Raw genomic sequence first — 22,305 nt, forward strand, 5'->3', positions numbered from 1 at the left:
TGGAGCGGCCCAACTGGTCGTGCCCTACTGGTCGTGCCCTACTGGTCGTCGGGTCCCGGGGCGGGGTCGGGTGTGGTCGACGCCTCCGGAGCGGGCTCGGTTGCCGGCTCGGTGGCCGGAGGTGCCGGCTCTGCCCGTCCGCCCTGACGTCCGGGTGCGGCACCGCCGCGGCGGGAGGTGCGGGTCGACTCGGCGGCCTCCCGGCTGGCGCCGGCCGCCTCCTCGCGGGCCCGGCGCAGCGCCTCGCCGGGGTCCTCCAGGTCGACCGAGCCCAACCCGTCGCCCGAGCTCTCGGCGCCCTGCTGCATCGACCCGGCCGCGGCGTCGAGGTGCTCGTGGCCCGGGCTGCCGGGGGCGCCGAGGGCAGAGCCGATGCCCTGCAGCGCCTGCGTCAGCTCGGTGGGCACGACCCACAGGGTGTTGGACTCGCCCTGGGCGATCTGGGGCAGCATCTGCAGGTACTGGTAGGCCAGCAGCTTGCTGTCCGGGTTGCCCTTGTGGATGGCGTCGAAGACCTGCAGGATCGCGCGCGCCTCACCCTGGGCCTCCAGGATCGCCGACTGCGCGGCACCCTCGGCGCGCAGGATCGCGGCCTGCTTCTCACCCTCGGCCGTGAGGATCTGGGACTGCTTGACACCCTCGGCGTTCAGGATGGTGGCGCGGCGGTCGCGCTCGGCCCGCATCTGCTTCTCCATCGAGTCCTGCACGCTGGCCGGCGGGTCGATGGCCTTGAGCTCCACCCGGTTGACGCGGATCCCCCAGCGGCCCGTGGCGTCGTCGAGCACGCCGCGCAGCTGGCCGTTGATCTGGTCGCGGCTCGTGAGCGTCTGCTCCAGGTCCAGGGAGCCCACCACGTTGCGCAGCGTCGTCACGGTCAGTTGCTCGACGCCCTGGATGTAGTTGGCGATCTCGTAGGTCGCCGCCTTGGGGTCCGTGGGCTGGAAGTAGATCACCGTGTCGATGCTGACCACCAGGTTGTCGCTGGTGATCACGGGCTGCGGCGGGAAGGAGACGACCTGCTCGCGCAGGTCCACGTTGGCGCGGACCCGGTCCATGAACGGGATCAGGAACGCCAGGCCCGGGTCGAGCGTGCGGTGGTAGCGGCCGAGGCGCTCCACGATCAGTGCGGTGGCCTGTGGGACGATCTTGACGGCACGGGCGATGGCCGTGGCGATGAAGATCACCAGCAGTATGAGCACCGCATAGGTGGCGATGTCTGTCGGGCTGGGCATGCTGGTGACCTCCTGGTGTGGTGGGACTAGGGCGAGGGGTCCGCGGGGATCTCGTCGACGACCGCGGTGGCCCCCTCGATGCGCACGACGGTGACCCTGGCCCCACTGGGGAAGGAGGCGGTGCCGACGCTGCGGGCGCTCCACTCCTCACCGGCCAGTTTGACCAGCCCCGTGGCGTCGGTGACCTCGTGCAGCACGATCGCGGTGCGGCCGACGTGCGCAGCGGTGTTGGTGCGCTGCCCCTCGGTCGCGGGCTTGAGCTTGCGCAGGGCGAGGGGGCGCAGCAGGGCGAGGAGCAGCAGCGCGGTGATGACGAAGACGAAGACCTGGCCGGCGAATCCGAGACCGAAGTAGGCGGCGACGGCCGAGGCCACCGCTGCGAGCGCCAGCATGCTGAAGACGAGGTCCAGCGAGGCGATCTCGATCAGTCCGAGGGCCAGGGCCGCCCCGACCCACCAGAGCCACTGGGTCTCGCGCAACCACTCCATCGTGCACCTCCGCCCTTTGCCCCATCGTAGGGGAAGGTGCTCGCGACCCCTATCAGAGGCCGGTCCCGCTGAACTGCAGCTCGTGTGGGGCGACCGCGGGGCGTGCCCGGCCCAGGCGTCCCCCGTCGGCAGGCGCCTGCTCGGGGGGCGCGCCGTCCCGCGTCGCGGACTGTGCCGGTGCCGAGGCACCGATTGGTCGGTCCGCGAGGGCGTCGGCGATGATCGCGAAGACCTGCTCGGTCTCGACCAGGAACCCGTCGTGCCCGTAGGGCGAGGCGATGGTGACCAGGCCCCGACAACTGGGCGCGGTGGCGATGACGGCGCCGTCCTCGGGGGTGAACAGCCGGTCGCTGTCGACCACGGCCACGGTCAGGTCGGCGGTGATGCGGCGCAGGGCGGCCGTGACCCCGCCGCGGTCCCGGCCGATGTCGTGGCCGTTCATCACCTCGGTCAGCACCAGGTAGGTGTTGGCGTCGAAGCGGCGGACCAGCTTGCGCCCGTGGTGCTCCAGGTAGGACTGCACGGCATACCGCCCGCCGTGCGACGGATCCTCGCCCTGCTGGGGGGAGGCCCCGAACCGTTCGCCCAGCTCACCCGCGCTGCGGTATGTGGCGTGGGCGATCTGGCGGGCCACCTCCAGACCGGCGCGCGGACCGGGCCCTGGGTAGTAGTCGCCGCCGACGTAGCCGGGGTCGGACCGGATCGCGTACAGCTGCGGCGTGGCCCACGCGATCTGGTCGGCCGTGGCGGCAGCGGATGTCGCGATCGGCAGGCAGCGGCGCACCCGCCCGGGGAACGTGACCGCCCACTCCAGCGCCCGCATACCGCCCATCGACCCACCGATCACGGCGGCAAAGGATCGGATCCCGAGCCGGTCGGCCAGGGCCGCCTCGGCGCGCACCTGGTCCCGGACGGTCAGCCGGGGGAAGAGCGAACCCCACGGCCGACCGTCCTGTCCCGGGGAGGAGGGCCCGGTGCTGCCTCGGCAGCCGCCGAGGACGTTCGGTGCGATCACGAAGTAGCGGTCGGTGTCGAGGGGGCGACCCGGCCCGATGAGGCCGGGCCACCACCCCGCGGTCGGGCTGTCCGGTCCGGTCTCACCCTCGACGTGGGAGTCCCCGGTGAGTGCGTGCAGCACCAGCACCGCGTTGTCGCCCGCCTCGTTCAGACGTCCCCACGACTCGTACGCGAGGCGGGCGCCCGGCAGTATCTGCCCGGACTCCAGGGTGAGGTCACCGACGACGCGGGAGCGTCGTCCGGATCCGGCGGACAGCCCGACCGGCATCAGGCCCCCTTGGCCGCCACGAAGCCGACCTCAAGGTCGGCCAGGATGTCGTCGACGTGCTCGATCCCGACGGCCAGCCGCACCAGTCCCGGGGTGACCCCGGCTGCGCGCTGGGCCTCCTCGGTGAGCTGGCGGTGGGTGGTCGAGGCGGGGTGGATCACCAGCGACCGGACATCGCCGATGTTGGCGACGTTGGAGTGCAGCTCCAGGGCGGAGACGAAGCGCTTGCCGGCCTCCAGTCCCCCCTCGATCTCGAAGGCGAGGACCGCGCCGGCGCCGCCGGGGAGGTACTTCTGGGCCAGCTCGTAGGACGGGTGGCCCGGCAGCCCGGCGTAGGACACTGACTGCACCTGCTCGTGGTCCAGCAGCCAGTTGGCCACCTGCTTGGCGTTGGCGACGTGCCGCTCGACGCGCAGCGACAGGGTCTCCAGGCCCTGGGCGATGAGGAAGGCGTTGAACGGCGAGATCGCCGGGCCGATGTCACGCAGCAGCTGTACGCGGGCCTTCAGGATGTAGGCCAGGTTGGCCCCGAGCGGGCTGCCCACGCCGAGGTCCCGGGCAAAGACCAGCCCGTGGTAGCTCTCGTCGGGGGTGTTGAATCCGGGGAACCGCTCCGGGTACTGCGCGTAGTCGAAGTTGCCGCTGTCGACGATCACGCCGCCGATGGACGTGCCGTGGCCGCCGAGGTACTTGGTGGCGGAGTGGACGACGATGTCGGCGCCATGCTCGATCGGGCGGTGCAGGAACGGGGTCGGGATGGTGTTGTCCACGATGAGCGGGACACCGACCTCGTGGGCGACCGTCGAGACGGCGACGGTGTCGAGCACCTCGCTGCTCGGGTTGGCCAGGGACTCCGCGTAGAAGGCCTTGGTGTTGTCCTGGGCTGCGGCACGCCACGACTCGGGGTCGGTCGGGTCCTCGACGAAGGTGACCTCGATGCCCAGCTTGGGCAGCGTGTGGGCGAACAGGTTCTGGGTGCCGCCGTAGAGGCTGGGCGAGGCGACCAGGTGGTCGCCGGCGGAGGCCACGTTGAGGATGGCCAGGGTGCTGGCGGCCTGCCCGGAGGCGAGCAGCAGGGCGCCGACCCCGCCCTCGAGGTCGGCAATCCGGTTCTCCACCACCTCGGAGGTCGGGTTGCCGATGCGCGTGTAGACCGGACCGAGGTCCTCGAGGTTGAAGCGGGCGGCGGCGACGTCGGCGTCGTCGAAGACGAACGAGGTCGTCTGGTAGATGGGCAGGGCCCGCGCGCCGGTGACGGCATCGGGGGTCTGCCCGGCGTGGATCTGGCGGGTGGCGAAGGACCAACTCATGGTGGGGATCTCCTGTATGTCGTGGGGAGGGTTCTGCGGGTGTGGTGCGGATGTCGCGCGAGGGCCCTGCGGGCAGGACCCCGGCGCAGGTGGGCTTCACGGGGGACGCGCGCGCCCGCCTACGGCAGGCGGCAGTGTCCGGGTGTCAGTGGCGACACATTCGACAGGTCACAGCGGCGCTCCTTCTACGGCGTCTGCTGGGCCTCTCGGGTGAGTGGCCCGCGCTTGCGGGAACGTCGTGTGACGTCCCGCCAGGTCATCACCCGGGGCACCCCACCGCGAGTGGAGGGTTGCCGCCCAGCAAGCCGGGGCTTGGTGCTGGGACTCATGACCTGTCAGAGATCTAACAGCACGCTGTGACCGAAGTCAATGCGGCTACGACCAATGCGCGGGAGGCTCTCATGAAGAATCTGCGGACATCCGCGACCTTGTGTTGTAGTACTTCGGCATAAGCCGGGCTACTAGTGTCGTTCCATGCAGCCCAGCACCGGCCGCGCCGCAGTCCTGGCCGTCGTCGTGGTCTCGCTCACAGCCTGCGCCGGGACGGACGACGACACCGCCGACGCGACCGACCCGACCTCGACCGCGGAGGCTGGGGCGACCCCGGTGGCTGGGGCGACCGCGGCGCCGCCGGGGGACGACACGTCCGGAGCCACGGACTCGGGGACGTCCCCCGGGGGCACTCCGGCGGGGGCGGGGCTGTTCCTGGTGCCGGAGGACGTCACGCACGTCACGATCACCGACTTCGACGCGATCAGGGCGCGGCTGGGCGTCCCCGACATGACCTCGGACTGGTTGATGACGGACCGGGTCGAGTTCTGGGAGCAGGTCCCGGCCAGCACCGTGCTCCTGACGGACGGGGCGCTGCGGGAGGACAACTCACTCTTCATGCTCGAGTACGGCTTCACGCAGGACGACGTCGACTGGGAGGCACGGTGGGCGGGCGAGGCGCCGGGGATGGCGCTCGGGCTGCGCCCCGACCTCGGCGTGGCGGGGGTGGAACGGGCGCTGACCGACGAGGTGGACGCGGTCGCCGGTGCCGAGCTGGTCCTGCCGGAGCGGGTGGTGGTCAGGGGTGCCGTAGGCCCGGAGGCCCTGCCCCTCGCCACCGACCCTGCCATCGGGCGGTTGGCGGATGTGGACGCCGAGTCTCTCTACCTCCGGCGGGGGTGCATCCCGTTCCATGACGCGCTCGGGGTCGACGCGACCATCGAGCACCAGGACGAGGTCACCGCGGCCCACGACGTCGAGGCACTCCTGCCGGTCGAGGCAGTGGCGGTCGCCTTCACCGGCCGGACGGCCACGTTCCGGCTCGCCTATCCCGCCGGGACGGGCGAAGAGGAGGCCAGGGCCGACCTGGCGGCCCGGTCCGCACTGGCTGCCGACTGGCCCCTCGTCGAGTCGATCACCTTCGCCGACGGCTTCGACGTGGCCCAGCCCTCCCCGGCCCGGTTCGCCGACGGGGTCGGCGAGCTGGACTACCCGGTCACGGCGCCCGGCGGCGCAGCGCACCTGTCGCTGACCGAGGTGCTGCCGGTGGGAGTCTGCAACGAGGTGCCGCCGATGCCCGAGCCGACGGGCCTGTAGGCACCCGACCTGCCGGGTCCGACCCCGTCAGTCCCGCTGGCGCCGACTGGTGAGCCCGACCAGCCCGACGAGGACGAGCAGAGCGCCCAACCCCGCGAAGGCGACGGGCACGGCATACCGCCAGTCGACCGTCACGTCGAAGAGTTGGAGGGTCAGGGCACCCCCGGCCACGGCCAGGCACACCACCCCGAAGGCCACGGTGCCCCACGCTGGCCCACCGGGGGCGGGCAGCCGCTCCGCCGCGGCGGCGCCCGGAGTGCCCGAGTCCGGCGAGGTGGGGTGCTGCTCCACCGGCGGCCCTCCGGCGGAGGTACCGGTGCCGCTGCCCGGGGCGCTGTGCTCGGGGTGGTCCATCCGTGTCGTCGTGTCGGCCGCGAGCGCGCGGGTGGTGTCCTCCTCCGGGGGCACCTGGCGCCACTCGGGCAACTCGGTGCGCTCCACGGGGAAGTCGGGGGCGCCTGAGTGCGGCCGGAGCTGGTTGTCGTCGGTCATGTCAGTTCCTCTCCACAGAGACCTGGCCGATACCCACCTGGGCGTCGATCACGAGGTCCACCGGACCGTCGCCGAGGACCAGGTCCTCCGTCACATTGAGACCACCGAAGATGGCGGCCCCGTCGTCGGCGCTCGGGTCGAAGTTGTTCAGGTTGACGGTGCCGATCCCGCTGCCCGCTTCCACGCGGATGGTCAGGTCATCCGGCACCAGGATCCGCAGGTGCCCGATGTTGACGTCCGCGCTGATGGTCTGCCCGTCAAGGTCCGCGGGGTCCAGGCGGCGCAAGTCCAGGATCCCCTCCCCGGCGCCCAGCGCGAACGTGGAGCCCTCCTCCAGGTTCGTCGGGCGCCAGGTGTCCTGCCCGACCCGGGTCGAGACGCCGTAGTCGTCGGGCAGCGGCGCCACGACCACGGTCGTGATGAGCAGCACCGTGGCGAGGAAGCCGGGCCAGCCGCTGTGCCGACCCGCGGCGCCCAGGAACAGGACGACCAGCCCGAGGACGGCCAGAGCGGCGGCGAGCGCCACGACCAGGTCGTTGCCGGGCAGGTCGAACTCGGTGCCGGACCAGAGCAGCCCACCGAAGGCGAGCATCGCCAGCCCGGTCGCGATCAGGGCGACCAGGGGGCCGCCGGTCTTCCTGCGCTCGCGCACGGGGCGAGGCGGCTTCGGGGGCCGGGGCGTGGCGTGCTGCGGCGTGCCCTGCGGAGACGCGCTGGGCTGGGGTGAGACTTGCTGTGCCGTGCCCTGCGGAGACGTGCTGGGCTGGGGTGAGACCTGCTGTGTCGTGCCCTGCTGTCCTGTGGGCCGGCCCTCAAACGAGGACCGCAGGAGGTAGACGACGCCCACGACCACCCCGACCGTGATGGCGAGTGAGGCCACCCACCAGCCGGCGTTCCAGAAGCCGCCCGGGCCGCCCCACCACGGGAAGACACCGATGGTGACGAGGACGGCCGCCACCAGGAGCAGGATCGACTCCCCGCGACCATCGCGCAGGCCCTGCTCCAGGTGGGTGCGCTCGTCCCGGTCCGGGATCAGCAGCCAGGCCCACAGGTACAGGGCGAGGCCGAAGCCGAAGAATGCGGTCGCCACGATGAAGCCGACCCTGATTACCAGCGGGTCGAGCCCGATCCGCTCGGCGATCCCGGAGCAGACCCCGCCCACCCACCTGCCGGAGCCCCGGCGCAGGTCAATCCGCCGCAGGGAGTCGAAGAAGGAGTCGGTGCCGGGGTGTTGGCCCTGGCCGCCTGGTGCGTTCGTCATGCCTCCACGGTCCCCGACCGGGGCCCTGCCCGCTATGGGGGGCGACCCTGAGCCGACCCTGGGGGCGCCCTGAGATCGGGGCGTTTCGGTGGGCGGGGAGCCTCCCGTGGGTCAGGATGGAGGGGTGCAGGAGACCGACCGGACCCGACCCCCGTTGCGCCGCCCGGCGTCGGGACGCGAACTCGCGGGTGTCTGCGCGGGTCTGGCCCGGCACCTGGGCCTGCACCCGAACGCCCTGCGGGTCGGCTTCGTCCTGCTCGCGTTCGTCGGTGGGGCCGGGTTCCTGATCTACGGGGTGCTGTGGGCGACCGTGGAGGAGGAGCGGTCCGACGGCCCGGCGACCGGGGAGGGGGCGGTGCAGCGGCTCACCGGCCAGCGGCTCACCGTGTCGGACTCGGCGCTGGGGGTGTTGTTTCTCGGAGTCGGGCTCATCGTCACCGGAGCCATCCTGGGCCTGCAGTTCCTGGGGGTGGACCTGCGCCTGGACATCACGATCCCGATCCTCGTGGTGGCACTTGGGGCGGTGTTTGCCTGGTCCCAGCTGGACGAGACCACCCGCCGGCGGTGGGTGCCCGGGGACGGTCCGCAGCGCAACCAGGCGGTGACCCGGCTGGCCATCGGCGTGGCGATCGCGGTGGTCGGGCTGATCATGGTGGTCAGCCGCGACCAGGGGCTGGACCAGCTGTGGGACATGGCGGTCTCGGTGTTCGTCGTGCTGGTGGGCGTCTCCCTGATTGCCGCGCCCTACGTGATGCGCCTGTGGCGCGACCTCCGGGCCGAGCAGGCCGAGCGGATCCGCGCGACCGAACGCGCCGACATCGCGGCGCACCTGCACGACTCCGTGCTCCAGACGCTGGCCCTGATCCAGCGTCGCTCGGACGACCCGGTGCAGGTCAGCCGCCTGGCACGGGCCCAGGAACGGGAACTGCGCAACTGGCTGTATGCCGGACCGCCGGGGGCCGCCTCCACCCTCGCCTCGGCGATCGCCGCGGTCGGGCACGAGGTCGAGGACCTGCACGGGATCGCGATCGAGACCGTCGTGACGGGGGATCGTCACCTCGACGACGCCGGGAACGCCCTGGTCAGCGCTCTGCGGGAGGCGATGACGAACGCGGTGCGGCATGGCGCCCCACCGGTGTCGACCTATGCCGAGGTAGGAGCGGACGGGGTCGAGGCCTTCGTGCGCGACCACGGCCCGGGATTCGACCTCGACGCGGTCCCCGTCGACCGGTTGGGAGTCCGGGAGTCGATCCTGGGCCGGATGGTGCGTCACGGCGGCACGGCCCGCATCCGCAGACTGGAGCACGGCACCGAGGTCGCGTTAACGCTGCCGGCGAGCACCCCGCAGCCGGATGCCACGTCGCAGTCGGCGAGCACACGGCATACGACCACACCGGACACCGCCACACCGGACACGGCCACCACCGACGAAGGAGCACCCTCGTGACCGCACCGATCCGACTCGTCCTGGTCGACGACCACCACATGTTCCGGTCCGGGGTGAAGGCCGAGCTGGCAGAGGCGGCCAGGCAGGGCGGCGGCCGGCCGCTGGAGGTCGCGGGGGAGGCCGGCACGGTGGACGCCGCCGTGGCGGTGATCCGCGAGCAGCGACCCGACGTGGTGCTGCTCGACGTGCACCTGCCGGGTGGCAACGGGAAGGGCGGCAGCGACGTGATCACCGGGTGCGCGGGGGTGGAGACCGCCGCGGGCGGGCCGGTGCGGTTCCTGGCGCTGTCGGTGTCGGACGCGGCCGAGGACGTGATCGCGGTGATCCGGGCGGGGGCCCGGGGCTACGTGACGAAGACGATCAGCGGCACGGAGCTCGCGGGGGCGATCGTCCGGGTGGCCGACGGGGACGCCGTGTTCAGCCCCCGGCTGGCCGGGTTCGTCCTCGACGCCTTCGGTGTGGCCGCCGGAGAGATCGCCGAGGTCGACGAGGAGCTGGACCGGCTCAGCGCCCGGGAGCGGGAAGTGATGCGGCTGATCGCGCGGGGCTACCAGTACAAGGAGGTCGCCAAGGAGCTGTTCATCTCGGTGAAGACCGTCGAGACGCACGTGTCCTCCGTGCTGCGCAAGTTGCAGCTGTCCTCCCGGCACGAGTTGACCGCCTGGGCGATGGGGCGCCGCCTGCTGTGAGGTGGCGCCGGGCATCGGCGCTCACCACGTCGTGAGGCGTCCCCCCTCGAGGGTGGCGAGGTCGAACCGGGACAGGCCCTCGTAGTCCAGCGTGAAGAGGTCGTCGCCGACCACGAGCACCCGGGAGGGTCCTTCGCCCCATGGTTCGGTGGCCGTGGCCGCCCGGGGCCCCTCCTCAAGGGTGTCGTCCTCGACCGTGACGGTGAGCACGCCGCCGAAGTTCTCCTTCTCGTCCTCGGCCCAGGAGTTGGCCGGCAGGAAGATCTGGCCGGTCTGCCCCCAGTGGAGGAACGCGCGGTGGTCCCACTCGATCGGGGAGTAGGTGTCCTTCCAGGTCAGCTGGCTGATCCGTTGGGGGTCGGTCGGGTCCGAGATGTCGAACAGGGAGGCCTGGAGGCCCTCGGTCCACCCGTTCTCCTCGTTGGCGTCCTGGCCGATCCCCAGCAGCAGACCGTCGTCGAGCGGGTGCAGGTATGCCGAGTAGCCGGGGATCTTGAGCTCGCCCGCGAGGTGGGGTGCCGCGGGGTCGGTGGTGTCGATGAGGTAGAGCGGGTCGGTCTGCCGGAACGTGACGACGGCGGCGAGCCCGGGGGACAGGTAGCGCACGGAGTAGATCTCCTCGGTCTGGCCCAGGCCACCGACCCGACCGGTCTCCACCAGCGTGCCGTCGTCCTCGCGGAGCACGATCAGGGCCGACTCGGAGTCCGCGCCGCCGCCCCACATCTCACCGGTGGTGGTGGCGACCCGGATGACACCGTCCTGCTCGTCGAGGCTGAACTGGTTGAGCAGGCGCCCGTCGACCGTCCCGGACGCCAGGTACTCGGTGCGCAGCGGGTCGGTGACGTCGAAGGTGTGCAGGTCCGTTCCCACGTCCTCGGTGTCGACCCGTTGCGCGTCCCAGCCCAGGGACCACAGGTCCCACGGGCTGGTGGCCACGATGAGCCGGTCGGTGGAGGAGTAGACCGTGAGCCCCGAGGCCACCAGCCCGGTCGAGTCTGCGGGCTCGGTCGCCTCCCCGGACAGGTCGAACGTGAGCACCGACAGGGTGGACAGCCCGCCGAACTCCTGCGGCCGGGAGATGTCCGCGCAGTCCAGCAACGCCTGCGTCCCCTGCACCTGACCGGTCGCGTCGAGCACCTGCAGGTGCGGCACCCAGTCCTCGATCGTGCTGTCCGCCAAGATCTGTCGGTTGGTGGCCTCGGCCTGGGCCTCCTCGGTCATCGACCCGGTCCGGGGGTAGGTGAAGGCCAGCCCCTGCGGTTCGGTCACCATCACGAGGCGCACCGAGTCCCCGATCATGCGGGCGGAGCGGTAGCTGCCCTCCAGTCGTATCGTGCCGAGCACCTGCGGGTCGGCCGGGTCCGACAGGTCAACCCGGGTGACCAGGGTCCGCGAGGCCTGGAACGCCGGCATCGTGGCGCTGCTGTCGCTGTCGCTGCCTGCATAGCCGTGGTAGGAGGGCCACTCGGAGGAGAGCACCAGGAGTTGGTCACCCTCCAGCAGGAGCTCGGTGGGGTGGCTGTCCCGACCGGGGACCGAGACCGTGGCGAGCTGCTCCCCGTCGGTGACGTCGAGCACCCGCACCGTGCCGTCCATCGTGGTCACGATGACCGTGCCGTCGGTCTTCACCGAGTCCGCTTCGTCGACCCCGACCTCCTGGTTGTTCGTTCCGGAGTAGTCGAGGCCCGAGCCGCCGGCGTCGGCGTCCGATGAGGCCGTGGCTCCACCCTCGGCCAGGGAGGCTTCGTCGCTGTCCTCGATGCCTCCGGCGTACCACCCGCCGCCCGTGAGTCCGTAGGGGCCGACGAGGTCGGCGGCGTTGTCCTGGAAGTAGTCGAGCAGGTCCGCGCAGTCGTCGAACGGCGCGAGCCGGGAGGCGAGCACCGTCGTGGTCAACTGCGGGGTGGCGCTGCAGGCCGTCACCAGGAGGGGGACAGCGGCGAGTGTGGCGAGGGCTGGGCGAAGGCGCATGGCGTGCTCCACGGTGAGTGCCGGTGCTGACTCAGGTGTGACGTGTCCCACACGGGCCCGGTTCCCTCGGTGCTGTGGCTCTTTTACGCGGTGTCGGTGGGCGGCCCTGCCGGTGCCTTCCTCAGGGTCCGTGTGGCTCGGCGACCGGTGAACGGTGGTGGTGCACCAGCGCCAGCACCGCCCCGAGCGCGAGCACGGCCCCGGAGAGCAGCAGCCCGGTGCCGAGGTCGTCGGTGCGGTCCGAGACCCAGCCGGTGAGGGAGGGCCCGGCGGCCTGCGCCAGCCCGAAGACCACGGTGGCGAACCCCAGGCCCGCGGTCCAGTGGGGTTGGGGCAGCGCTTCGCGCACGCCGACACTCATCGCGGTGACGCAGGCCAGGAACGTGCCCCCGACCAGGACTGCCGACAGGTAGGCGGCTGCGGCGCCGGGGACGACGACGGGCAGCACCGTCCCGGCCGCCAGGACCGACATCACCAGGGCGAGCCCGCGGCCCCCGCCGATCCGGCCGTGGACCGGCCCCCAGGCAGGGGACAACCAGGCGGCCAGCCCGAGCAGGACCCAGAAGCCGGCGATCCAGGGACCGCTCATCCCGGCCTCGTCCAGGAACGCGGTCATGAAGGTGAGGTAGCAGATGTAGCCCATGCCGAAGGCGGTGTAGGCGGCGACGAGCCAGCCGATGGAGCGACGGTCCCAGTGGGCGGCCTGCTCATCCGCCGGTGCCGGGTCTGTGACGCGGCGGGCGCTCAGCACCGCCACGAGGGTGGCGGCCAGCGAGAGCGACGCCAGCACCAGCCACCCTTGGCGCCAGCCGGTCCCGCCGGTGGCCTCCAGCGTCCAGGGCACGAGCAGGGCTGCCAGGACGATGCCGAGTCCGACGCCGCCGTAGTAGACACCGAGCATCAGTGCGGCGCGTCCGCGGGAGGCCCGATGACTTGCCTCTGCGACGAGCCCGCCCCCGATGACGAAGGCCAGCCCACCGCCGACGCCGGCGGCCAGGCGCATCGCCAGCAGCACGGCATACGCGTCGCTGGCGGCGGTGAGCGCCACGGTGACAGTCGTCGCCCCGACGCCCCAGAGGAAGACGCGGCGCGAGCCGAGCCTGCGGGCCAATGGCGCGGCGAGGACCGCGCCGAGCAGGTAGCCGGCGGCGTTCGCGGTGTTCATGGCGCCGGCGGCGGTGTAGCCCCACCCGAGGTCCTCGCGCATGGCGGGCAGGAGCATCGCGTAGGCGAAGCGGGCCAGGCCCAGGGCGATCAGCGGACCGGCGGACAGCCCGAGGGCGACCAGCACCCGGCCGTGCCCCTCCTGGTCCGCCGCGGTCGCCATCCGGGGCGGCTCAGACGGCGGGGGTCGAGAAGTAGGTGCGGCGCTCGCGCGCCCTGCCCTCGTCGTCGTACTCGATGAAGTCGGCGAACCCGACCGAGGTCTGCGACCCGTCCTTGAGTCGCCCGGAGAAGGTCCCGCGGACCGCGACGCTGGAGCCGTCGACGAGGACCTGATCCAGGGTGTGTGCACCGGACTCGATGACCCGTGCGCCGCCGTAGAACGCGGCGAGGGACTCCCGCCCCCGCATCGGCTCGTACCCCGGCCGGTGGTAGACGGCGTCGTCGGCGAACCAGGCCAGGACCCCGTCGACGTCGCCGGCGTCGACAGTCGCGTAGTAGTGGCGGGTGCGTGCTGCGAGGTCCATCAGGACTCCTTCCGTGCTGCCGCGAGGTGGCGGGCTGCGCGGTCCCGTGCCGCCTGCTCCGGGGTGACGTCACGCTCGTCGGCCTCCCCGAGGATGTCGGTGACCCGGTCCCCGATCCGCTCCAGGGCCAGCGCCAGTTCGTCGGGCGACCAGCCGGCGACCCCGGCGTGGACCTGGATCACGCCGCCGGCGTTGGCGACGAAGTCGGGGACCACCGTGATGCCCGCGCTGCGGAGCGCCGAGCCTGCGTCGGGGGAGTCGAGCGTGTCGTTGGCCGCGCCGGCGACGACCCGGGCGCGCACCAGTCCGGCGTTGCCGGTCGTGAGCACCCGGGCGATCGCGCATGGGGCAAAGACGTCGCAGTCGCTGAAGGGCGCGTCGGCCGGGTCGATGACAGTGGCGCCGGAGCCGAGTTCCTGGGCCAAGGCCTCGGCGCGTGACCCGTCGATGTCCGCGACCGAGATGACCGCGCCGTCGGCGGCGGCCTGCCGGGCGAGGCTGGCGCCGACGTGCCCTGCGCCCTGCACGGCCACCCGGACACCCGCCATGTCACGACCCAGCGTGTGGCGCACCCCGGCCCGCATCGCCGCATAGACACCGCGGGCCGTGTAGGGACCCGGGTCGACCTCGTCGCAGAACGCCCGGGCTCCGCGGGTCTCGATGGTGCGCATGTCCTCCGGGGTCGTGCCCATGTCCACGCCGGGGATGTAGCTGCCCGCCGTCCGGGCGACGAAGTCACCGAACCGGGCGAGGAGCGCGTCCCGCTCGTCACCCACGAGTGGCTGGGCCGAGTCAGCCAGGATGACCGACTTGGCGCCGCCGTAGGGCAGGTCCGCGAGGGCGTGCTTAAGGGTCATCGCGGCGGCCAGCCGCTGCGCCTCGACGACGGCCGCTCCCGGGGAGGGGTAGGGCCGCCACCGGGTGCCCCCGAACCCGGGGCCGAGCGTGGTGTTGTCGATCGCGATGACGGCGCGCAGACCCACCGTGTCGTCGCGGCAGGTGATGACCTGCTCGGACGCGAAGAAGTCTGGTGCGGTGTCTTCGTGCGTCGTGCTGCTTGATGTCGTATTGCTCGACGTCGTGCTGCCCCTGCTCATGCTGCCCATACGGGCATCCCATCACACGACCGAAGCGTCGACCGGCCGGGTGGCACGGTGAGCGGTGCCCCTCCCGGGTCGGGTCAGTCCGGCTCGGCGTCCCACGGGTAGCCGTGCTCAAGGAACGCGCGGCGGACCACGTCCTTGCCTCCCTCGACGTCACCCTTGAACAGGGTTCTACCCTGCTCGGTCTCCATCACGATGGAGCTGCCGTCGCGGAAGACTGTGGCTACCTGCTCCCGGCGGATAGTGCGCTGCTGCCCCCTCCGCTCCACCCGGATCTGCTCCGGCTCAAGATGCAGGACCGGGGAGTCGTGAATGACGTAGAGCCCGAACACTAGGCCGAGGGCCGCTCCGGTGAGCGGCGCAGCCCAGGCCGCTCAGGGTTGATCCGCCGAGGCGATGAGCTCCAGCGGCCGCTGGAAAGGGACCCACGGCAGGTCTGCGGCCCAGCCGGCCACGGGTCTGACGACGACGCCGAGCAGCAGGCCGACGGCGGCAAATCCTCCGGCCACCAGGGCACGGGCCGGTCCGTCGAAGCCGAGGCGGGTGGGTGTGGTCGCCATCTGGTCATTGCACCACGCGGAGGAACTGCTGTGGAGCGAATTTCGCGTGTGCGGCTGAGCGCCTTCTGGAGGCGCAGGCGGTCAGAAGGGTGGGGGTTCGTCGTTGGGGTCAGTGGGGGGCGGGGTGGGTGGTGTGGGGGTGGGTCGGGTGGTGAGGAGGTCGGTGTAGGTGGGGTGGTCGGGTGGGGTGCCGCGTCGGGTGTGGGGGCCGTGTTTGTGGGCGGTTTCGGCGGGGAGGGCCCAGGGGGCTTGGGTGTGTTCGGCGTCGTAGGCGGCGGGTTCGTGTTCGGTGAGGGCGGCGTAGAGGAGTTGGGCGAGGTCGATCGTCGTCGGGCGGCGGTCGGGTCCGGAGCCGCGAGCCTGGTCGGTCGCTGACTGTTCGGGAGCGTCCGGGGGCAGGGTGATGGTGGGGTGGCCGTTGTGGTCGCGGGTCAGGGTGGTCAGGGCTTGGCCGGTGATGCGGGCGAGGTGGTAGTCGTAGGTCATCCGGGTGAATCCTGCGGCGCGGAGCATGACGTGGCGTGTCCGGTCTGCCTGGTCGTGCCGTGCCCGGTCTGCCTGGTCGTGCCGTGCCCGGTCGTGACGTTCCTGGTGGTCTCGGGCTTGATACGGCTGGTCGTGTCGGGGGTGGTGGTGTGGGGGTAGGTGGGGTCGGTAGTCGTGGGGGTGGGTGGTGTAGCAGCGGCCGAAGAGGGTGGTCCAGGTGATTTTGCGGGTGAGGGCGTCTAGTGCGGTGTGCCAGAGGCGTTGTGTTTTGAGCCAGTGCGCGGTGCCGTCTTTGTAGTCCAGGTTGGTTTCGGCGGTGGGTCCGCCTTCGTCGTAGGGGTGTTCGTGGTCGGGTTGGCAGCGCCACCAGGGGGTGGTGCAGCCGGGTTCGCGGCAGGTGGCGTCGGTGGCGCGGAGTTGGGCGAGCATGGGGGTGTCGGGTCGGTAGGCGGTGGTGGAGCGTTCGATGCACCGGCCGTCGAGGGGGTCGGTGATCAGGCGGTGGATGGTGCTGTGTTCGGTGATGAGGTCGCGGGCGTGTTCGCCGGTGATGTAGCCGTAGCCGCGGACGTGGCCGATGGTGTCGGGGCCGCCGGTGAGGACGTCCAGGCCGATGACGAGCTCGATGTGGGCTTCGGGGACCCCGGCCAGGACGCGGGTCATCCGGGCCAGGCGCTCGGGGTCGGTGGTGTCTTTGCCGGTGCCGTCCGGGCCGAGGAGTCGCCCGGTGACCGGGTCGGCGGTCCCGGTGTGGCCCACGGGCGGGTCGGCAGCACCGATCGGCAGGCCCTGATCTTCCCCGGACCCCCTACCCCCGGACCTACTACCCCCGGGCGTGCTGTCCCCGGGTGTGGTGTCCCCGGGCGTGGTGTCCCCGGGTGGGTCGGGTAGGTGGGGGAGTTGGCCGAAGCCGAGCAGGGCGAGGGCGGTGTCGGCGCGTAGTTGGGCCAGGGTGCGTTGGTCGCCGGCTTTGCGTAGGCGGCGGGCGGTGGTGTCGAGGCGGGCTGCGGCGGCGGCCAGGGCGGGTCCGTCGCCGGTGAGGGTGAGGTGGGCGGTGCCGTGCTCGAACAGGGTGGTGGTGACGTCGCGGCGTTGTAGGTCGCTGGTGCGGCGGGCGCGGGCGGCGGGGTCGGGTCCGCCGTGGGCGCGGACGACCTCGCGGTCCAGGACGTCCTGGAACTGTTTCCAGGACAGGGTCGTGGTGGTGGTGTGTCCGGTGTCGGGGTCGGTGTGGTCGGCGGCGTTGCCCATCGCGGTGGCCGGGTCCATGCAGGTGGCGGCGATGGCGCCGGCGGTGTGTGGGGGCAGGTCGTGGGTGCGGCGTTGCCAGGTGGCCAGGTGGGCCCAGGTCACCTGACCTGTGGCGAGTTGGGTCATCGCCACGCCGGTCGCGGCCTCGGGTGCGGTGGCCAACGCGACCCTGTCGTGGGCCTGACGGCGGGTGCACCCGGTCGCGGCGGCGACCTCGGCCGCGGCCACGGACCGGGACTGTCGGGCCCACCGGTCCCGCCTGGTGGGGGAGGTGAACTCTTCCAGGGTGGCCACCTCGGCTCGGGCCAACAGTTCGGCCCCGGCCCGCGCGGCCAGGGTCCGGGTCGCGAGCAGGGACAGGTGCTCGGACCAGCCCTGCACGGCCTGTGCGGCGGACAGGGTGTCGACCACGGCCCGGTCCGGCCACGCCGCTTCCGGGGGCACGGTCCCGGCCCGTCCGGTCCCGCCGCGCACCGGCAACACGGCCTGCACCGCCGCACTGGCCTCATCGTCCAGGTGCGCGGCCGCTCCGGCGACCAACACGTGCAACGCGTCCACGATCCTCGGATCGATCCCACCGGCCGCGATCACCGCCTCCAACGCCACCCCCAGCCCCGTCCCCGAGCTCTCCGTGCTGGTGCCCCCTGCGCCCGGGTCCGCTGCACGAGTGCCCCTGGAACGAGTGCCTTCCGGTGAGGACTTCATCCTCATCCCCCCTCTCCTGAACTACCCCCAACATAGCACGCCTGTACGACATACGGAAGAGTGTCCACAACATTGGTTCCAGGAGGGCGACCCGCCACACAGCAGAGGAGGGCGACCCCGCACCGCAGGGTCGCCCTCCTCGCCACCGGGCCGATCAGGCCGGTGGGTGGGTCGTAAGTCAGAGGTTGATCATGTGCCCCGCGATGCCGTGCAGGGCCTCCTTGACCGCCTCGCCCAGGGTCGGGTGCGCGAAGACCACCCGGGACAGCTCGTCAGCGGTCAGGTCCCACGTCTGCGCAGCGTTGAGCACCGGCAGCAGCTCGGTGACGTCCGGCCCGATCAGGTGCGCGCCGAGGATCTCGTTGTGCTCGGCGTCGGCGACGATCTTGACGAAGCCGACCGCCTCGCCCAGACCCATCGCCTTGCCGTTCGCCGTGAACGGGAACTTCGCAGTCTTGACCTGGAAGCCCTTCTCCTTGGCCTGCTCCTCGCTGTACCCCATCGAGGCCACCTGCGGGTGGCAGTAGGTGGCGCGCGGGATGAAGTCGAAGTCGATCTCCTGGGTGTCGGCGTCCGCGATGGTCTCGGCGGCGACGATGCCCATGGCCTCCGCGGTGTGCGCCAGCATCAGCTTGCCCGTGACATCGCCGATGGCGTAGACGCCGTCGACATTCGTCCGGCCGCGGCCGTCGACCTGGATGGCGCCACGATCGGTGAGCTCGACCCCGATCGCGTCCAGGCCGTAACCCTCGACGCGGGGGGCGAACCCGATCGCGGACAGGAGCCGGTCGGCCTCCAACACCTCGGAGTCCCCACCCTTGGCGGGGCTGACGGTGACCTTGACGCCACTGCCGGTGTCCTCGACCGACTCCACCTTGGTCGACAGCTTCACCGTGACACCGAGCTTCTTGTAGTGGCGCAGCAGCTCCTTGGACACCTCGGCGTCCTCGGTGGGCACCATCCGGTCCAGGAACTCCACGATGGTCACGTTCACCCCGAAGTTGGCCAGCACGTACGCGAACTCCACGCCGATCGCCCCCGAGCCGGCGATCACGATCGAGTCCGGCAGCTCCGGGTCGAGGATCTGCTCCTCGTAGGTGACGACGTTGTCGCTGACCTCCACTCCCGGGATCATCCGGGTGGTGGCTCCGGCCGCGATGATCAGGTTGTCGAAGGTCAGCTCGGTGCTGCCCTTGTCGCCCTCGACGGTCATCGACGTCGCGCTGGTGATGGTGCCCCACCCGTCGACCTCGGTGATCTTGTTTTTCTTCATCAGGAAGTGGACGCCCTTGACAATGCCCGCGGACACGTCCCGGCTGCGCTTGTGGGTGGGGCCGTAGGCCATGGTGGCCTCGCCCTCGATGCCGAACTTGGCCTTCTCGTGCTGCAGGGTGTGCGCCAGCGCGGCGTTCTTCAGCAGCGCCTTGGAGGGGATGCACCCGACGTTCAGGCAGACCCCTCCCCAGTACTGCTTCTCCACGACTGCGACCTTCTTGCCCAGCTGGGCGGCGCGGATCGCCGCGACATACCCGCCGGGACCGGCTCCGAGGACAACGACGTCATAGTGATCGGCCATGGCGACAGTATGCCGTCCGCCGGCCCGCGCGGTCAGGTGAGGGCCCGACGGTGGTGCCGGTGGGGGTGCCGGTGGCGGCGGCCTGTCGCGACGGAGGGGCGTGTTCGGGTTCGTTCGGGATGGTTCCGGCCGGTCCGCCGCCGCGTGGAGTCTGGCAGCACGGGCACCGCCCGTCACAGAGATCCAGACACGGAGGTCGAGACATGATGAAGAAGGTCAGCCGGATCGCCGGCTCGATGGGACTGGCCGCGGCGCTGCTGCTGGGCGGCGGGGCCGCCGCGTCGGCAGCGGACCAGGTCCAGACCTGGACGCTGACGGCCTGCACCTACCAGAGCAACGGGCACACGTCCTACACCTACACCGCCGCCTCGGGGGACCAGATCACCTCGGCTGCCTACATCGGGGACAGCTTCACGGGCAACGAGTGGGACTTCGGGGCGGCCGTCGCGGAGGCCTGGAGTGAGATGGTCGAGTGATCCAGGACCCGGTGGGGTAGTGCCCGGGTGTTCCCGGCCCGGGCCTACCCCCCCGGGGTCCGCCGGGCGGTCCCCTATGCTGCTGGCTGGAGCATCCAGCACACAGATGGTGGGGAAGCATGACGGCGTCGGCACCGGCGGTCCAGGACAGCCCGCCGGTCCCGCAGGCCCCGGACACCATCGACGACCTCGTCGCCTCCCTGCGGGAGCTGCGCGGGTGGGCCGGGAACCCGTCCTACACCACGCTCGCCAAGCGGGTCGCCCGGCTGCGCCAGGCGCGAGGCGTCCCCGCGTCGGAGGCCACGCCGGGGAGGGTGACCGTCTACGACTGCTTCCGTGAGGGCCGACGCCGGCTCGACGCCGATCTCGTGGTCAGCCTGGTGGCCGCACTCGGGGCCGACCGGGAGGCGCAGACTGTCTGGCGCCGCTCGATCCGCAGAGTCATGATGCCCGGGGCCGGCCCGGTACAGGCAGAGGCGGTCTTCCGCCCGGCACCACCGGCGGGATTCGTGGGGCGTCAGGCCGAGCTCGACGAGGTGCTCACCGCCGCCGCCACGGGGTCGGTGGTCCTCGAGGGGATGCCGGGGGTGGGGAAGACCGCCCTGGCCGTCCACGCGGCCCACGTGCTGGGGGAACGCCTCGGGTCGGCGGACCCGGTGTTGGTGAACCTGCGTGGCTTCACGTCCACGGACAGCCAGCCGGTGGATCCGGAGTCGGTCGCCGATGCCCTGTTGGGCGCCCTGGACCCGGGCGTGGCGCAGCCTGCGGGGCGACGGTTCGAGGCGCTGCAGGCGGTGCTCGCCCGCGGTGCTGTGGTGCTTGTGCTGGACAACGCAGCCTCGGCGGAGCAGGTCGAGCTCCTGGTGCCGCCGGCAGACTCGCCGAGTCGGGCCCTGGTGACCACGCGCCGCCAATTGACCGAGGTCGAGGGCGCGCACCGGGTCCGGCTGGGCCCTCTCGACCGCGCCGCGGCGGAGGAGGCGCTCGAGACGGCCGCAGGACGGCCGCTGCCCGACCGCGCGGCGGTCAGGGGGCTGAGTGACCTGGCGGGACGACTGCCGTTGGCGCTCTCGCTGATGGGGCGGCGGGTGGCGGCCCGGCCGGATTGGCCCCTGACGGACCACCTCGCCGCCTACCGTGAACGGTTGGACCGGCTGCACCTGGACGAGGGGGTGGCGGTGGCCCTGGGTGTGTCGTATGCGGAGCTGGCCCCCGAGGACCAGCAGGTGCTGCGTGCCCTCGCCTGGCACCCGGGGCAGACTTTCGGGACCGATGCGGTGGTCGCGCTGGCCGGTATCGACCACGGCGCGGGGAGTGGGGCGCCTGACTCCGGCGACGTCGGGGCGACCCTGGAACGGCTGGTCGAGGCCAATCTGGTCAGGGCTGTCGACGGGCGCTGGGAACTGCACGACCTCGTGCGGACCTTCGCCGCAGCCCGCTCGGTCGAGGCGGACCCGCCGTCGGCCCGGGACCTCGCCGTCCGGCGACTCGCCGAGCGGTATGTCGAGCAGGCGGCGGCCGCGGTCGGCGCGCTGCACCCCCAGGCAATCCAGGACTGGACCTGGGTGGACCGGGCGGAGTTGGCCCAGCCCGGCGAGGAGGACGCCCGGGACTGGTTGGACGCCGAACGGGTCAACCTCCTGGCCTGCGCCGGGTGGGCCTCCCAGCACGGGGAGCACGAGCAGGCGATCCGGCTGGCGGCCGTGCTCGCCCACGACCTGTGGCAGCGCGGCGACGTGGACACCACGCTGGAGATGCACCGGGCGGCGGTCGGCGCGGCGGTCGCGCTCGACGACCCCTGCGGGGAGGCCCTCGCCCAGCGCAACCTGGGCAACACCCTGCTGCGGGTGGGGCGGTACGAAGCCGGGCGCCCGCACCTGGACCAGGCCGTCCGGCTCTTTCGAGCGGCGGGCCACAGCCAGGGCGAGCTGTCCTCGCTCTCCTCGCTGGCGATCCTGGCCAGTGCCACCGGCGACCAGGCGGCCGCCATCGAGACCTTCAGCCAGATAGTCGAGCAGTTCCGCGCGGCGGACGAGCCCGACGAACGGCTGGCGCTGACGATGAGCAACCTGGCCGTGGCCCTGATCCGGGACGGTCGATCCGGCGAGGCCCGGGAACTGTTGGAGGAGTCGGCCGACCTGGCGGCCGAGCACGGGTGGTCCGAGCGGGAGCGCAACGCGCTGACCAACGTCGCCCACCTGCTGGTCGACGACGGGCGCCCCGAAGAGGCCCTCCGTGCCGTCGAGCGTGCCCTGGTCCTGTCCGAGGAGGCCGACGACCCCGTCACCGTCGGCTACGCGCGGAGCAACCTCGGGGTGGTGCTCGACACCCTGGGCCGCGGGGCCGAGGCCGACGAGCACTGGCGGGCAGCACTCGCCGCTGGCCGCGACCTGGAGGTGCCCGAACTGGCCGCCTCGGTGCTCAACCACATCGGCGATGCCCACCTCGGGCGCGGGGACCACGAAGCCGCGCGGACGGCATACGAGGAGGCATTGGCCGTGGCCGACGAGATCTCCGAGGCGACCGAGACGGCCCGCGCCCGGGACGGTTTGGGGCGGCTGGCGGGGGAGGGCTGAGCAGCGCCCGCCACGCCGTGTGACCGGGGTCACGGTTGACAGATCCGGTCGGGAGCGTCATCGTTGGGCCTATGCGTTTCAGCTTCGTACTTATTACCTCAGGGCGCGTCAGCCGGTAG

The 22,305-nt window shown here is 72.0% G+C and carries 17 protein-coding genes, 1 pseudogene and 1 riboswitch; of the genes and pseudogenes, 5 read left to right on the plus strand and 13 right to left on the minus strand.

Annotated elements, in window-relative coordinates:
* Positions 1–38: 38 nt before the first annotated feature.
* From AC1QRC_RS04730 to AC1QRC_RS04745, 4 genes are read right to left on the minus strand one after another with little or no spacing between them, the layout of a single operon-like run.
* Positions 39–1,232 carry an SPFH domain-containing protein gene (locus AC1QRC_RS04730; protein ID WP_484205652.1) on the minus strand — a complete coding sequence of 398 codons (1,194 nt, stop codon included), beginning with the start codon at positions 1,230–1,232 and terminating at the stop codon, positions 39–41.
* Positions 1,233–1,258: 26 nt separating this feature from the next.
* Positions 1,259–1,720 (minus strand): NfeD family protein, encoded by a 462-nt coding sequence (locus AC1QRC_RS04735; RefSeq protein WP_484205653.1) that lies wholly within the window; start codon positions 1,718–1,720, stop codon positions 1,259–1,261.
* A gap of 52 nt (positions 1,721–1,772) precedes the next feature.
* Positions 1,773–3,005 carry a homoserine O-acetyltransferase MetX gene (gene metX / locus AC1QRC_RS04740; RefSeq protein WP_484205654.1) on the minus strand — a complete coding sequence of 411 codons (1,233 nt, stop codon included), beginning with the start codon at positions 3,003–3,005 and terminating at the stop codon, positions 1,773–1,775.
* A complete protein-coding gene (locus AC1QRC_RS04745) occupies positions 3,005–4,315 on the minus strand; it encodes a bifunctional o-acetylhomoserine/o-acetylserine sulfhydrylase (protein ID WP_484205655.1) in 1,311 nt (436 codons plus the stop codon). Before AC1QRC_RS04745 ends, metX begins: the two co-directional genes overlap by 1 nt.
* 216 nt (positions 4,316–4,531) lie before the next feature.
* A riboswitch (SAM riboswitch) is annotated at positions 4,532–4,648 on the minus strand.
* A gap of 141 nt (positions 4,649–4,789) precedes the next feature.
* On the opposite strand from AC1QRC_RS04745, the gene AC1QRC_RS04750 reads away from it, so the two are divergent.
* On the plus strand, positions 4,790–5,902 hold the full coding sequence (locus AC1QRC_RS04750) for a hypothetical protein (protein ID WP_484205656.1): 1,113 nt from the start codon (positions 4,790–4,792) through the stop codon (positions 5,900–5,902).
* Between the two features lie 27 nt (positions 5,903–5,929).
* Here AC1QRC_RS04750 and AC1QRC_RS04755 read toward each other — a convergent pair whose 3' ends face one another.
* Positions 5,930–6,394, minus strand: coding sequence for a hypothetical protein (locus AC1QRC_RS04755; RefSeq protein WP_484205657.1), 465 nt, complete (start codon positions 6,392–6,394; stop codon positions 5,930–5,932).
* Between the two features lies 1 nt (position 6,395).
* A complete protein-coding gene (locus AC1QRC_RS04760) occupies positions 6,396–7,655 on the minus strand; it encodes a PspC domain-containing protein (RefSeq protein ID WP_484205658.1) in 1,260 nt (419 codons plus the stop codon).
* A gap of 106 nt (positions 7,656–7,761) precedes the next feature.
* Between AC1QRC_RS04760 and AC1QRC_RS04765 the strand changes: the two genes are divergently transcribed.
* Together AC1QRC_RS04765 and AC1QRC_RS04770 are read left to right on the plus strand one after the other, a co-directional pair.
* Positions 7,762–9,102: an ATP-binding protein gene (locus tag AC1QRC_RS04765; protein ID WP_484205659.1), complete on the plus strand. Its 1,341-nt coding sequence runs from the start codon at positions 7,762–7,764 to the stop codon at positions 9,100–9,102.
* Complete coding sequence (locus AC1QRC_RS04770) at positions 9,099–9,791, plus strand: LuxR C-terminal-related transcriptional regulator (RefSeq protein ID WP_484205660.1); 693 nt, start codon at positions 9,099–9,101, stop codon at positions 9,789–9,791. The genes AC1QRC_RS04765 and AC1QRC_RS04770 overlap by 4 nt, the downstream gene beginning before the upstream one ends.
* 21 nt (positions 9,792–9,812) lie before the next feature.
* Here the strand turns inward: AC1QRC_RS04770 and AC1QRC_RS04775 are convergent, their stop codons facing one another.
* From AC1QRC_RS04775 to lpdA, 7 genes and pseudogenes are all read right to left on the minus strand, one after another.
* On the minus strand, positions 9,813–11,762 hold the full coding sequence (locus tag AC1QRC_RS04775) for a beta-propeller domain-containing protein (protein ID WP_484205661.1): 1,950 nt from the start codon (positions 11,760–11,762) through the stop codon (positions 9,813–9,815).
* Between the two features lie 121 nt (positions 11,763–11,883).
* Positions 11,884–13,089, minus strand: coding sequence for a YbfB/YjiJ family MFS transporter (locus tag AC1QRC_RS04780; protein ID WP_484205662.1), 1,206 nt, complete (start codon positions 13,087–13,089; stop codon positions 11,884–11,886).
* 10 nt (positions 13,090–13,099) lie between these two features.
* Entirely contained in the window at positions 13,100–13,453 is a 354-nt protein-coding gene (locus AC1QRC_RS04785) for a nuclear transport factor 2 family protein (RefSeq protein WP_484205663.1), read from the minus strand.
* On the minus strand, positions 13,453–14,550 hold the full coding sequence (locus AC1QRC_RS04790; protein ID WP_484205664.1) for a Glu/Leu/Phe/Val dehydrogenase dimerization domain-containing protein: 1,098 nt from the start codon (positions 14,548–14,550) through the stop codon (positions 13,453–13,455). The genes AC1QRC_RS04785 and AC1QRC_RS04790 overlap by 1 nt, the downstream gene beginning before the upstream one ends.
* Positions 14,551–14,633: 83 nt before the next feature.
* A pseudogene (locus AC1QRC_RS04795) lies at positions 14,634–15,116 on the minus strand (YqeB family protein).
* Positions 15,117–15,197: 81 nt separating this feature from the next.
* Positions 15,198–17,459, minus strand: coding sequence for a hypothetical protein (locus AC1QRC_RS04800; RefSeq protein WP_484205665.1), 2,262 nt, complete (start codon positions 17,457–17,459; stop codon positions 15,198–15,200).
* Positions 17,460–17,736: 277 nt separating this feature from the next.
* Positions 17,737–19,134: a dihydrolipoyl dehydrogenase gene (gene lpdA, locus AC1QRC_RS04805; RefSeq protein WP_484205666.1), complete on the minus strand. Its 1,398-nt coding sequence runs from the start codon at positions 19,132–19,134 to the stop codon at positions 17,737–17,739.
* 203 nt (positions 19,135–19,337) lie between these two features.
* On the opposite strand from lpdA, the gene AC1QRC_RS04810 reads away from it, so the two are divergent.
* Both AC1QRC_RS04810 and AC1QRC_RS04815 read left to right on the plus strand, forming a co-directional pair.
* The gene (locus AC1QRC_RS04810; protein WP_484205667.1) at positions 19,338–19,610 is read left to right on the plus strand and encodes a hypothetical protein; all 273 of its coding nucleotides are present in this window, start codon (positions 19,338–19,340) and stop codon (positions 19,608–19,610) included.
* A 119-nt stretch (positions 19,611–19,729) separates the two neighbouring features.
* Positions 19,730–22,186, plus strand: coding sequence for an ATP-binding protein (locus tag AC1QRC_RS04815; protein WP_484205668.1), 2,457 nt, complete (start codon positions 19,730–19,732; stop codon positions 22,184–22,186).
* Positions 22,187–22,305 lie beyond the last annotated feature (119 nt).

It is taken from the genome of Ornithinicoccus sp. (assembly GCF_057176825.1).